This window comes from Kitasatospora sp. NPDC085895 (assembly GCF_040702125.1).
Classification (GTDB): Bacteria; Actinomycetota; Actinomycetes; order Streptomycetales; family Streptomycetaceae; genus Kitasatospora; species Kitasatospora arboriphila.
The window spans coordinates 12,289-24,330 of the sequence record NZ_JBFBJY010000039.1 but is presented as its reverse complement, the minus strand read 5'-3'; the positions used below and the strand labels follow the sequence as shown (position 1 = coordinate 24,330).

Annotated in this window: 12 protein-coding genes; 8 read left to right on the top strand and 4 right to left on the bottom strand. The window is 76.2% G+C overall.

Annotation, left to right across the window (positions count from 1 at the left end; all coding sequences use genetic code 11):
• Positions 1–12: 12 nt before the first annotated feature.
• The 3 genes from AB0442_RS23400 to AB0442_RS23390 all read left to right on the top strand — a co-directional run bounded on the left by AB0442_RS23400 (position 13) and on the right by AB0442_RS23390 (position 1,797).
• Positions 13–840: a tyrosinase family protein gene (locus AB0442_RS23400; protein ID WP_366165050.1), complete on the top strand. Its 828-nt coding sequence runs from the start codon at positions 13–15 to the stop codon at positions 838–840.
• 102 nt (positions 841–942) lie between these two features.
• Positions 943–1,104, top strand: a complete 162-nt coding sequence (locus tag AB0442_RS23395) for a hypothetical protein (protein ID WP_363540312.1) — start codon at positions 943–945, stop codon at positions 1,102–1,104.
• Positions 1,105–1,170: 66 nt separating this feature from the next.
• Positions 1,171–1,797 (top strand): TetR/AcrR family transcriptional regulator, encoded by a 627-nt coding sequence (locus tag AB0442_RS23390; RefSeq protein ID WP_366165048.1) that lies wholly within the window; start codon positions 1,171–1,173, stop codon positions 1,795–1,797.
• Between the two features lie 31 nt (positions 1,798–1,828).
• Here the strand turns inward: AB0442_RS23390 and AB0442_RS23385 are convergent, their stop codons facing one another.
• Positions 1,829–3,880 carry a protein phosphatase 2C domain-containing protein gene (locus tag AB0442_RS23385; protein ID WP_366165047.1) on the bottom strand — a complete coding sequence of 684 codons (2,052 nt, stop codon included), beginning with the start codon at positions 3,878–3,880 and terminating at the stop codon, positions 1,829–1,831.
• A gap of 306 nt (positions 3,881–4,186) precedes the next feature.
• Between AB0442_RS23385 and AB0442_RS23380 the strand changes: the two genes are divergently transcribed.
• The 3 genes from AB0442_RS23380 to AB0442_RS23370 all read left to right on the top strand — a co-directional run bounded on the left by AB0442_RS23380 (position 4,187) and on the right by AB0442_RS23370 (position 6,203).
• Positions 4,187–4,678 (top strand): hypothetical protein, encoded by a 492-nt coding sequence (locus AB0442_RS23380; protein ID WP_366165046.1) that lies wholly within the window; start codon positions 4,187–4,189, stop codon positions 4,676–4,678.
• A gap of 125 nt (positions 4,679–4,803) precedes the next feature.
• Positions 4,804–5,505, top strand: a complete 702-nt coding sequence (locus AB0442_RS23375; RefSeq protein WP_366165044.1) for a DUF3105 domain-containing protein — start codon at positions 4,804–4,806, stop codon at positions 5,503–5,505.
• Entirely contained in the window at positions 5,505–6,203 is a 699-nt protein-coding gene (locus AB0442_RS23370) for a DUF305 domain-containing protein (RefSeq protein ID WP_366165043.1), read from the top strand. Before AB0442_RS23375 ends, AB0442_RS23370 begins: the two co-directional genes overlap by 1 nt.
• A gap of 115 nt (positions 6,204–6,318) precedes the next feature.
• Here AB0442_RS23370 and AB0442_RS23365 read toward each other — a convergent pair whose 3' ends face one another.
• Positions 6,319–7,833 (bottom strand): MFS transporter, encoded by a 1,515-nt coding sequence (locus AB0442_RS23365; protein WP_366165041.1) that lies wholly within the window; start codon positions 7,831–7,833, stop codon positions 6,319–6,321.
• Between the two features lie 129 nt (positions 7,834–7,962).
• Here AB0442_RS23365 and AB0442_RS23360 point away from each other — a divergent pair, with 129 nt between their 5' ends.
• On the top strand, positions 7,963–8,514 hold the full coding sequence (locus AB0442_RS23360; RefSeq protein ID WP_366165040.1) for a MarR family transcriptional regulator: 552 nt from the start codon (positions 7,963–7,965) through the stop codon (positions 8,512–8,514).
• 79 nt (positions 8,515–8,593) lie between these two features.
• On the opposite strand, the gene AB0442_RS23355 is transcribed toward AB0442_RS23360, so the two are convergent.
• On the bottom strand, positions 8,594–9,100 hold the full coding sequence (locus AB0442_RS23355; RefSeq protein ID WP_366165038.1) for a methylated-DNA--[protein]-cysteine S-methyltransferase: 507 nt from the start codon (positions 9,098–9,100) through the stop codon (positions 8,594–8,596).
• A complete protein-coding gene (locus AB0442_RS23350) occupies positions 9,097–10,677 on the bottom strand; it encodes an AlkA N-terminal domain-containing protein (protein ID WP_366165036.1) in 1,581 nt (526 codons plus the stop codon). The genes AB0442_RS23355 and AB0442_RS23350 overlap by 4 nt, the downstream gene beginning before the upstream one ends.
• A 291-nt stretch (positions 10,678–10,968) precedes the next feature.
• Here AB0442_RS23350 and AB0442_RS23345 point away from each other — a divergent pair, with 291 nt between their 5' ends.
• Entirely contained in the window at positions 10,969–11,997 is a 1,029-nt protein-coding gene (locus tag AB0442_RS23345) for a LacI family DNA-binding transcriptional regulator (protein ID WP_366165104.1), read from the top strand.
• Positions 11,998–12,042: the final 45 nt, after the last annotated feature.

The window sequence follows — 12,042 nt, the reverse complement described above, 5'->3', positions numbered from 1 at the left end:
CAGGAGGACACCATGGCGGTCCGCAAGAACCAGGCGACCCTCACGGCCAAGGAGAAGCGCGACTTCGTCGACGCCCTGCTCCAGCTCAAGCGGCTCGGCCGCTACGACGCCTACGTCAGCACCCACAACCGCTTCATCGTCAGCGACACCGACAACGGCGAGCGGACGGGCCACCGCTCGCCCTCGTTCCTGCCCTGGCACCGCAAGTTCCTGCTCCAGTTCGAACAGGACCTGCAGTCCGTCAACCCCTCGGTCACCCTGCCCTACTGGGACTGGACGGCCGACCGCACCGCGACCGCCGGCCTGTGGGCCGACGACCTGCTCGGCGGCAACGGCCGCTCCGGCGACAACCGCGTCACCACCGGCCCGTTCGCCGCCGGCGGCGGCCAGTGGACGATCACCGTCCGCCCCGACAGCCGCGACTACCTGCGCCGTTCGCTCGGCACCGGCGTCGCCCAACTGCCCACCCGGGCCGAGGTGGAGTCCGTCCTCGCCGTCCAGACCTACGACGCCGCCCCGTGGAACAGCTCCTCGGCCGGCTTCCGCAACCAGCTGGAGGGCTGGCGCGGCGTCAACCTGCACAACCGGGTGCACGTCTGGGTCGGCGGCCTGATGGGCACCGGCATGTCCCCCAACGACCCGGTGTTCTGGCTGCACCACTGCTTCATCGACAAGCTGTGGGCCGAGTGGCAGCGCCGCCACCCCCAGCAGGGCTACCTGCCGACCGCCGCCACCACCAACGTGGTCTCGCTGAACACCGCGATGAAGCCGTGGAACGACACCGCCCCGGCCGACATGCTCGACCACACCCGGTACTACACCTACGACTCGGCGTTCTGACCGCCGGTCCGGCCCCGGCCGGACGAGTGATTGTGCAGGACGCGGAGCCCGCCGGACGGTGTCCGGCGGGCTCCGCGCCGTCCCGCACGGTGTCATGAGGGCATGACCACACACTGGCTGATCACCTTCACCGACGAGCTGATGCGCCTCACCGACGACCTCGACCAGGAGCAGGCCGCCGACTTCGTCCGCAAGGTGTACGAGGCCGGCCGCGCAGCCGGCCGGCAGGAGGAGGCCGAGGGCCAGGAGCACAGCGGCTGGTGAGACCGCCCACCGGCGCCGGACGGCGAAGCCCTAAGGTGGGGGCCCGACCAGCAGGAGGAACAGGACATGGCCGAGCCGCGGGCACGCCGGGCCGCACGGCCCCGCGAGGAGGTCTTCGCGACCGCCCGGGCCGCGATCGCCGAGCACGGCCTCGACAAGCTCACCATGGCGGGACTCGGCCGTGAACTGCAGATGAGCGCCGGCCACCTCCTCTACTACTTCGGCAGCAAGGACCAGCTGCTGCTGGAGACCCTCCGCTGGAGCGAGGAGCAACTCGGCGAGCGGCGGCGCGCCGCCCTCGCCCGGCAGGACCTCACCGTCCGCGAGCGGCTCGCCGCCTACGCCGAGCTCTACCTGCCCGAGGGCCCCGGCGATCCCCGCTGGATCCTCTGGGTCGAGGTCTGGGGGCGCTCGCCCGCCAGCGCCGAGATCCGGCAGGGCCAGCTGGAGATCGAGGCCCCGTGGCAGGCCGACCTGGTCGCGCTGATCGAGGAGGGCGTCGCCTCCGGCGCCTTCCGCCGCCCGCCCGCCGGGGACGGCGGGCCCGCCGGGCGGGAGCCGCAGGACCGGGCGCGCCAGATCCGTGCCGTCCTCGACGGCTTCGCCGTCCCGCTGGCCGTCGGCCTGCCGGGCGCCGACCGTGCCGACGCGCTCGCCCAGGTGGCCTCGGTGACCGCCGCCCTGCTGGACTGAGCGACGACCCCGGACCGGCGGTCGGCCGCCGCTACTCCGTCCAGAGCGCGGCGGCGGTGCGGTCGTCGGCGTAGCCCTTGGCCCGCACCTGGACCTGGCGCAGGAAGTCGACGCTGCCCGGCGGGTGCGGGTGGGCCCAGTGGTTGGAGAGGAAGCGCGCCACCGCGGGCTCGTCGGCGATCGGGCCGGCCAGGCCGGCCGTGCAGAGCAGCAGGATGTCGCCGGTGGTGGCGGGCACCATCCGGAACCGGAACGGCTTGGGCGCCGCGGCCGGGGGCGCCGGCTGCGGCTCCCCGTCGGGGTGGTGCAGCAGCCGGGCCGCGTAGGCGTCGATCCAGTGTCCGGAACGCAGCAGGTAGAGCCCGCCGGGGCCGGTGCCGAACGCGGCCCGGTGCCCCGCCTCGCCGTCCAGCGGGACGAGCAGGCAGTGCAGTGCGCCGGCCTCCCCGTCGCCGGGCTCCACCGCCGGCTCGCCGGACGGCCGGAGACGGGCCGCCGCACCGACCGTGAGCCGCTGCAGGCCGTAGCGGAGCCGGTCGCGGGCCCCCGCGCGCAGGTCGGCGGCGAGCTCGGCCCGGCTGCGGCCGATCGCCGCGGCCAACTGGCGGGCGGCCTCCGCGGCGGCCGCCGAGCCCGCCGCCGCGTCCGCCGAACGGGCGGGCGAGGCGACCACCGCGAGCAGCAGACCCTCCTCGCCCTCGCCGAACCGGGTCACCAGCAGGGCGTCGCGGCGCGGCTCGCCGCGGAACCGGGCGGAATCGCCCCGGACGGAGGCCGCCCGCAGTACCGCCGGGCCGTACTGGGCGCCCTCCAGGACGGTGTCCGGCACGATCACGTCCAGGTCCGCCGGATCGGCGGCGGGCAGCGCGGTGGGCTCCGGGCTGTACGTCGGAGGTCGCTCCCCCACGTGCGGGACGGGCGGCGCCAGCGGGACCCGCCGCGGGGCCGGACGGGACCGGTCCTCGGCGGGCTCCGCGGCAGCGGCCCCGGCCGGGGCACGGTCGGCCGGAACTGCGGGGGTGAACGGCTCCGCGCGGTCGGCGCCGGTCGGTGCCGCCGGCTTGCGCAGGACCACCGCAGGGCCGGGCTCCGGGGTGGACGGCTGCCCGGCGGGCCGCAGGTCGGCGGCGGGCTCGGGCTGCGGCTCGAACCGTGACGCGGGCTCGGGGGCGGACGGGGGTGCTGGGGTCGGCTGCGGTTCGGGCTGCGCACCGGACGGTGACGCCGGCTCGGGGGCGGACTGCGGCTCGGGGGCGGACGGGGGTGCGGGGGCGACGGGCCGGCGGACCGTCCCCAGGGTCATCGTCGGGTCGGGCTCGGCGTCGTCGACGGGCGCGGCCGCCACGGGTGCGGGATCCGGTGCCGGGCCGGGATCGCGTGCGGGGCGGCGGACCGTCCCGAGCCTCATGGTCGGCTCGGGTTCGGGCTCCGCGTCCTCAGCAGCCGGGGCCGGGGAGGGGGCGGCTTCCCCGGCGGCGGCCGGTGCGGGCCGCGGGCCGCCGATCACACCTGCGGCCATGTCGAACCAGTCGTCGACGCTCGGCTCGTCGATGCTCGGCTCGTCGATGCCGGTTCCCTCGGCGGCGGGCCCGGCGACACCGAGCTCGTCGAGGAGGGGTTCGTCGACGAGGGGTTCCACCGCGGCGGGGCTCCGCTGCCCGGCGTTCCCCTTCTCCTTCTCCGCGTTCGCAGCCGAGGCCCAGTGCGGCCGGGACGGGGCCCGTCCCGGCGCCGGCCCCGGACCGGGCTCGGCGGCGGCCTCCTGCTCCGCCTTCACCGGCGGCGCCCAGTGCGGCCGGGACGGAATGGGCGAGGCCTTCGGCGCCGGAGCGGGCGCGGGCGGTACGGCCTGCGGGGGCGCATCCGGGGCGGCGTCCGGGCCGCCGGCCGGGGATCCGTCCTTCGGGGAGGCGGTGCGCTGGGGGCCGATCATGCCGGACGCGGAGTCGAACCAGTCGTCGACGCTGCCCTCGCCGGCGGCGGCTCCGGGGGCGTCGGGCAGGGTGCCCGCCGGACCCGCGTAGACCGCCTGCCACCAGCCGTCCTCGGGCCGGTCGTGCGGGGATGCGCCCTGGTTGCTCACGTGGCGGCTCCTCGTGCCGTGTCTGCCGTCTGCCGAGCGGGCCGTGTGCCGGACTCGGCTGGTCATTCTTCCGAAGGAGAACGACGGTGTCCGGCTTTCGGGGACACCCGGCCACCCGTCGGGCGCAGCGGCGGCGTGATCCGGCCGGATTCGGCCATCCGTCCGGAGGGGGTGCGGACGTGCGGGGGGTGGATGTCCGGAGCGTCCTTTTTGGGGCCCTGAAATGGGCAGGAAGGGCCCTCCGGCCCGGGTCGGGAGGGCCAAGAGGGGGACCGTTTCACCCCTTCGGCTGATTAATATGTGCGCATGAGCGTGCCAGCATCCGCGACCGGTGAGCCGGTGCGGTCCGTCCGGGCGGGCAGCCGCCCGGCCGTGGTGCTGTGGGCGCTGCTCGTCGCGGGTCTGCTGACGCTGCTGCCGTGCGCCGGGACCGCGAAGGCGGTGTCCGGGCACGTGCCGGCCGCCCCCCGGACCTCGGCCGCCACCGGTCCGCAGGCCGCCGACGCCGTCCCGGCCGCCCATGGCGCCGGGCACGCCGTGGCGCGCTGGTCGGACGAGGGCGGTGCGCACGTCTGGTGCTCCGCCGACGGCGACCATCCGGCCCCGGGGAAGGGCTGCACCAGCCATCCGTTCCGCGGGCTGGAGGCGCAGCTGCCGAACGCTCCCCCGCAGCCGGTCGCGGTCACCCTGCCGCAGCTGGTTCCGGCGCCGTCGCTGCCCGCCGCCGTCCCGCTCGACACGCTGGCCGGGCCGCCCCCCGCGCCCGACCTCCACGTACTGCAGGTCCACAGGTCCTGAGCGGAACCCACCGTCGGCCGTGACCCGTGCCCCCGCGCACCGGACGGGCCGGCGGCTCCGCCGCCCCCTCCCCCTCTCGCCCCACCGCCGTGCCCGCGCGCACCGCGGAGACAAGGACAACACTCATGGGTTCCGCCTCCAGGCAGTCCAAGCCGTCCAAGCAGACCTCCGGCAACCCGGGCAACCGGCAGAGCCAGTCCGAGCGGCAGGCCGACCGTCGGACCCGCATCGCGGAGTTGCGTGCCGCAGAGCAGAAGCGCGACCGCCGCAACAAGATCATCGCGTTCAGCGTGGCCGGCGTGCTGCTGGCCGGCATGATCGGTGCCGGTACCTGGATAGCCCTCGACGCCAAGCACGACAAGGACGCGAAGGAGGCCGCCGCCAAGGCTCCGATCCAGGGCGTGCAGACCTGGGACAACCTGTCGCGCAACCACGTCGAGACCAAGGTCACCTACGCCCAGACCCCGCCGGTCGGCGGCGACCACAACCCGCGCTGGGCGAACTGCATGGGCGACGTCTACGACAAGCCGCTCGCCAACGAGAACGCGGTGCACTCGCTGGAGCACGGCGCGGTCTGGGTGACGTACAACTCGAAGGCGTCCGCCGACGACATCAAGAAGCTGTCGGAGAAGGTCAAGGCGACCCCGTACACCCTCATGAGCCCGTACCCGGACGAGAAGAGCCCGATCACGCTCTCCGCCTGGGGCACCCAGCTGAACGTGGACAGCGCCGGTGACCCGCGGGTGGAGCAGTTCTTCACCAAGTACGTCCAGGGTCCGCAGACCCAGGAGCCCGGCGCGTCCTGCAGCTCCGGTGTGATGCCGTGATGACGGGCGCCGAGGAGACCTCGGCCACCCGGACCGGGGAGTCCGGCGGGGGCGGTGCGCCGCGCCGGTCGCGGAAGCTGCTGTGGTGGCCGGCCGCGATCGCCGCGGTGATCGCGCTCTGCCTCGGCGTGTCCGCCCTGGTGGCGGGCGGTTCGGACTCCGGCGGTTCGTCGGCGGCGGCGGCGCCCGCCACCGACTCGCCGGAGGCCGGGTTCGCCCGCGACATGGCGACCCACCACCAGCAGGCCATCGACATGTCCTTCATCGTCCGCGACCGCACGCAGGACGAGGAGGTGCGCAACCTGGCCTTCGACATCATCAACACCCAGGCGAACCAGCGCGGCATGATGTCGGGCTGGCTCGACCAGTGGGGACTGACCCAGAGCACCTCGGCCAAGCCGATGGCGTGGATGGGCCACAGCTACGCCGCGCACGACGGCTCGCTGATGCCGGGCATGGCCACCAACACGGACCTGGCCAAGCTCCGCTCGCTGAGCGGCCGGGACGCCGAGGTGCTGTACCTGCAGCTGATGATCGAGCACCACAAGGGCGGCGTGGCGATGGCGCAGGCCTACGTGGACGTGGCCCGCAACGACGTCGAGAAGCGGCTCGCCCAGACCATGGTCAACGGGCAGAAGTCGGAGATCGACCTGATGACCTCGATGCTCGCGAAGCGCGGCGCACAGCCGCTCTCCTGAGTCTCGGCACGGCGGCGGGCGGGTCGGACGGCAGCGTCCGGCCCGCCCGCCGCCGTTCGTGCGGGGCGCGCCAGGCCGGTCACGGGCGCCGGACGTCTGCCGCGGACGGCTGGCGTCAGCCGCGGACGGCGGGCCGGGGGCGGCCGGTCCGGCAGAGCCGGACGGCGGCCAGCGCGGCGGCGACCAGCAGCAGCAGGACGGCCCGACCGCCTGCGCCCGCCCCGGCCAGGTGGACGCCGAGCACCGGCAGGGCGGTGCCGAGCGCGGTGCCGAGGCTGCGCACCATGTTCACCATGCCGCCGCCGACCGCGGAGCTCTCCGCCGGGATCGACCGCATCACCAGGGTGTTGTTGGCGGGCAGCAGCAGGCCGAGCCCGAAGCCGGCCACGGCCAGCGGGACGGGCGCGAGCAGCGGGGACACCGGCAGCACCGCGAGGACCAGCAGGCCCGCAGTGGTGACCAGGGCGCCGGCGCGGCCGCGCCGGGCGTCCGACCAGTGCCGGGGCAGCAGGGCGCCGCCGGCGGTGGCGGCGATCGCGAAGGCGGCCGGCAGCGCGGTGATCACCAGGCCGGCGGCACCGGCGGACACCCCGGCCGAGTCCAGCATCACCGGCCCGAGCACCAGGGGGCAGAACAGCAGCAGGTAGCCGATCAGTGCGACCACCAGGCCGGCCCGGACCCCGGGGGTGTTGACCAGGCCGGGGGCGATGATCGGGGTGTCCGCCCGCTGCTCCTGGCGGGCGAGCGCGACCGTGAAGGCGCCCGCGGCGGCGAGCAGCACCACCACGGCCCAGCCCGGCAGCGGCAGGCCGGCGGCGGTCGAGAGGGCGAGCAGCAGCGAGGAGGAGGCGGCCGCCAGCAGGAGGAGGCCGAGCAGGTCGAAGCGCGACTCGCGGCGGGTGCCGCCACCGTGTCCGGCCGCCTCGGCGGGGCGGGCCGGGGCGGCAAGGCCGGCCGGCTCGGCAAGGCGGGCCGGGGCGGGCTCGCGGCGGCTGCGCGGCAGCAGGAACCAGCCGGCCAGCAGGCCGAGCACCGCGATCGGGACGTTGACCCAGAAGGCCCACCGCCAGGACGCGTGTGCGACCAGCAGCCCGCCGACGGTCGGTCCGAGCGCCAGTCCGAGCGCCTGTGCGGCGGCCTGGATGCCCAGCGCGGTGCGCATGGCCCCGGCCGGGACCCCGCGGGCGACCAGTGCGACACTGTTCGCCTGCATCATCGCCCCGCCGACGGCCTGGACGGCCCGGCAGGCGACCAGCACCCAGAGCGCTCCGGCGAAGCCGGCGGCGAGGGAGGCCAGGGCGAAGAGCGCGAACCCGCCGAGGTACATCGTCTTGCGGCCGACCGTGTCGGAGAGCCGGCCGACGGGGGCCAGCAGGGCGACGAGCACCAGCAGGTAGGCGAGCGCCACCCACTCGACGGAGGCGAACCCGGCGCCGAAGTGCTGTCCCAGGGCCGGGAAGACCAGGGCGGTGACGCTCGCGGTCAGCTGGCCGAGGAACGCGCCGAGGCAGACGGTGCCGACCGCGAGCCAGTGGGCGTGCGGCCAGGCGGCGACGGTGCGCGGCCGCGGCCGCTCGGTCAGCAGCAGGACGCTGTCGACCAGCCGGGTTCGGTGGGCGGGTGCAGGCACGGCCCCATGCTACCTCTGCAGCAGACATACTCGTAAACAGATCATGTCTGTGAACAGAAGAGTCCGCACCGTGGTACGCCCGTGAGTGGTGGGGCGGGAGGCCACCGGCGAGCCGATACGCTGTCCGCCATGTCGGAGCCGTCCCACCCCGCACCGCCCACCGCGCCCGCGCCTCCCCCGCCCGGGGACGCGGCCGCCGCCTCCCCCCTGGAGGAGGCCGTGGCGATCGAGCGGGCCCAGCGGCTGACCGACGTGATCACCCGGCTGCGCCGGGCCCTGCGCAGCAGCATCCGCACCGACTACCCGTGGGAGTCGCTGCCGATGGCGCAGGTGGAACTGCTGCAGACGCTCGCCGCCGCCCCGATGCGGGTCGGCGAGCTGGCGGCCCGGCAGCGGCTGGCCCCGAACACCGTGAGCGGCCTGGTCGGCAAGCTGCTGGAGGCGGGCTTCGTCGACCGCCAGGCCGACCCCGGCGACCGCCGCACCGCCCGGATCGCGCTGACCGAGGCCGGCCGCACCCAGCTGCTGGACTGGCGCCGGGCCCACGAGCGCCGCCTCGCCGACGCCCTGGAGAGCCTCTCGCCCACCGACCGCGACGCGGTGATGAACGCCCTGCCCGGCCTCGAACACCTCGCCCGCACGCTGGCCGGCGACACCGGCGCTCCGGACGACCGCAGCTGAGGCCCGCCGCCCCCGCCCGCACCGGTAGGTCAGGCAGGTCCGGCAGGTCCGGGACGGCTCCCCGGCAGCAGGGCGGGCCTCAGAAGAGCGTGGCGCCGCGTTCGTGGTCCAGCAGCCAGCGCTTGCGGTCGACGCCGGCGGCGAAGCCGGTGAGGGCGCCGCTCGCACCGACGACCCGGTGGCAGGGGCGGACCACCAGCAGCGGATTGGCACCGACGGCGCCGCCGACCGCCCGGACGGCCGTCGGGGGCAGCCCGGCCGCGGCGGCGAGTTCGCCGTAGCTGACGGTGCTGCCGTACGGGATGTCCTCCAGCGCCTGCCACACCTGGCGGCGGAACTCGCTGCCCTCGGGGTCGAGCCGCAGGTCGAACGTGGTCCGGGTGCCCGCGAAGTAGGCCGTGAGCTGGTCCACGGCGGGGGCCAGCGCCTCCGGGTCGGGCAGCCAGTCGGGCTCCGGTTCGGCCCGGACGCCGCGCTGCCCGGGGGCGGTGACGGCGATCAGGGCGACCGGCCCGTCGCCGTCCGCCCGGCCTGCGAGCAGCAGGTCGCCGAGCGGGCTGGGCATGGTCGTGAACACCGTGGTCATCGCGCCACCTCCGGGGTGAGCGGTCCGGCCTCCGCCGCGGGGACCGCTCCGACCGGTGCGGGGCCGGCCGCGACCGGGGCGGCCGGCGCCGGGGCCGCCGAGGCGAGCCAGAGCCGGTGCACCGCGTAGGAGCGCCAGGGCGACCAGGGACGGGCGGCGGCCGTGGCGGCGGCCGCGTCCCCGGGCAGGCCGAGCCGCTGGAGTCCGTGCCGGACGCCGGTGTCGCCCGGCAGCAGGACGTCCGGGTCGCCGAGCGCCCGCATCCGCAGGTAGCCGACCGTCCAGGGGCCGATGCCGGGCAGGGCGAGCAGCGCGGCGGAGGCCTCCTCGCGGTCCACCCCGCCGTCGAGGCGGACGGTGCCGTCGGCGAGCGCGGCGCACAGGCCGCGCAGCGCGCGGCGGCGGGCCGCCGGCATGGCGAGGTCGGCGTCCTCGGCCCCGGCGAGCGCGGCCGCGGTCGGGAAGAGCAGCCGCAGGCCGCCGCTGGGTGCGGGCAGCGCGGCGCCGTACCGCTCGGCGAGCCGGCCGGCGAGCGTGCGGGCGGCGGCGACCGTGACCTGCTGGCCGAGCACGGCGCGGACGGCGAGCTCGTGCGGGTCGACGTGGCCGGGCGAGCGGATCCCGGGGCGGGCGCGGACGGCCGCGCCGAGCAGGGCGTCGGCGCCGAGCTGCTCGTCCACCGCGTCCGGGTCGGCGTCCAGGTCGAACAGCGCACGCAGCCGGTGCACGGCGGTGGTGAGGTCGCGCAGGTCGGTGAGGGCGAGGCGGCAGTCCAGCCAGCCGCGGGTCGGCGGATCGGCGGCGGCGAGCCCGTCCACCTCGGCGACGGCGTGGCCGTACGGGAGGGCGAGCGTGCGGCGGTAGGTGCGCACCCCGGGGCGGCCGCCCGGGACGACCTCCTCGATGCCGGGCACGGCGCGCAGCGCGAGGAAGTCGAGCAGGTGGTCGCCGTCCAGCGCGCCGCGGTAGGCGAGCCGCAGCGCGAGGGTGCCGGCCGTCGCGGGCCTGGCCCGCCGGCCGGCGGTCTCCGCCCGCAGCGCGGTCGGGGTGCGGTCGTACACCTCGCGCACGGTGTCGTTGAACTGCCGCACGGAGGCGAAGCCGGCCGCGAAGGCGATCTCGGTGACCGGCAGCCCGGTGGTCTGCAGCAGCAGCCGGGCGGTCTGCGCGCGCTGGGCGCGGGCCAGGGCGAGCGGGCCGGCGCCGAGTTCGGCGGTGAGCTGGCGCTGCAGCTGGCGGGCGCTGTAGCCGAGGCGCTCGGCGAGGCCGGCGACGCCCTCGCGGTCGACGACGCCGTCGCCGATCAGCCGCACCGCGCGGCCGACCAGGTCGGCGCGGTGGTTCCACTCCGGCGAGCCCGGGACGGAGTCCGGGCGGCAGCGGCGGCAGGCCCGGTAGCCGGCGCCCTGGGCTGCGGCCGCGGTCGGGTAGAAGGTGCAGTTGACGCGCTTGGGGGTCACCGCCGGGCAACTCGGCCGGCAGTAGATCCCGGTCGTGCGGACAGCAGTGAAGAAGACGCCGTCGAAGCGGGAGTCGCGGCTGTCCACGGCCCGGTACCTGGTCTCGTCGTCGATCACGCCCTCCAGTCTGCGCCACCCGGACGGCCCCGACCGGCGGAAATCGGACATCGCCGTCCGGCCCGGGAGGAGGCCCGGTGTCCGACACGACCCGATTCTTGGGAGCGCTCTCAATAGACTCGACGCACCCGATAGGCTCTGATGCGAACAGATCCGTGAGAGGAGCCCAGGGTGTCGCAGCACCAGCCCACCGGCGACGGACCACCCGCCGCGCCCTCCGGCGGCGCACCGGCCCGCGGCGGATCCCACCCCGGCCCCGGCCCCGCCGGGCGGGGCGACACCGCGGGCGCCCTGCCCAGACCGACCCTGGAGTCCGTCGCCGAACGGGCCGGCGTCTCCCGGGCCACCGCCTCCCGGGTGGTGAACGGCGGCGCCGGCGTCCGCGCCTCGCTGCGCGAGAAGGTGCAGCGCGCCGTCGACGAGCTCGGCTACGTCCCCAACCTGGCGGCCCGCACCCTCGTCACCCGGCGCAACCAGGCCGTCGCCGTGGTCGTCTCCGAGCCGGAGAGCAGGCTCTTCTCCGACCCGTTCTTCGCCAAGCACCTGCGCGGCATCTCCCGCGAGCTGTCCGCCGCGGACAACCAGATGGTGCTGCTGCTCATCGAGGACCAGGCCGACTTCGAACGGGTCGGCCGCTACCTCGGCGGCGGGCACGTGGACGGCGCCCTGCTCTTCTCGCTCCACCACAGCGACCCGCTGCCGGACATCGCCCGCCGGGTCGGCCTGCCGTTCGTGATAGGCGGACGCCCCGGCTGGCCCGGCGCCGAGTCCGACCGCGAGCTGACCTACGTGGACAGCGACAACCGCGGCGGCGGCCGGATCGCCGTCCAGCACCTGCAGTCCCTCGGCCGGACGCGGATCGCCACCATCACCGGCCCGCTCGACCAGACCTCCTCCGTCGACCGCCTCGACGGCTACCGCGACCTGCTGCCCGACGGCGACCCCGACCTGATCGCCGAGGGCGACTTCACCCCGGACGGCGGCGGCCGCGCCATGGCCGGACTGCTCGCCCGCCGCCCCGACCTCGACGCCGTCTTCGCGGCCTCCGACGCGATGGCCTCGGGCGCGCTGCGGGTGCTCCGCGAGGCCGGCCGCCGGGTGCCGGAGGACGTGGCCGTGGTCGGCTTCGACGACGTCGAGCAGATCGCCGCCTGGACGGACCCGCCGCTGACCACCGTGCGCCAGGACATCGAGGACATGGGTCGCCTGATGGCCCGCCTGCTGCTGCGCCGCCTCGCCGGCCAGGCCGACACCACCGGCCGCCGCGGCCCGACCTCGGTCATCACGCCGACCCGACTGGTGGTCCGAGGCTCGGCCTGACGCATCGTCAACAATGCGCTCGCCGGACGGTTCGTACCCGTGTGA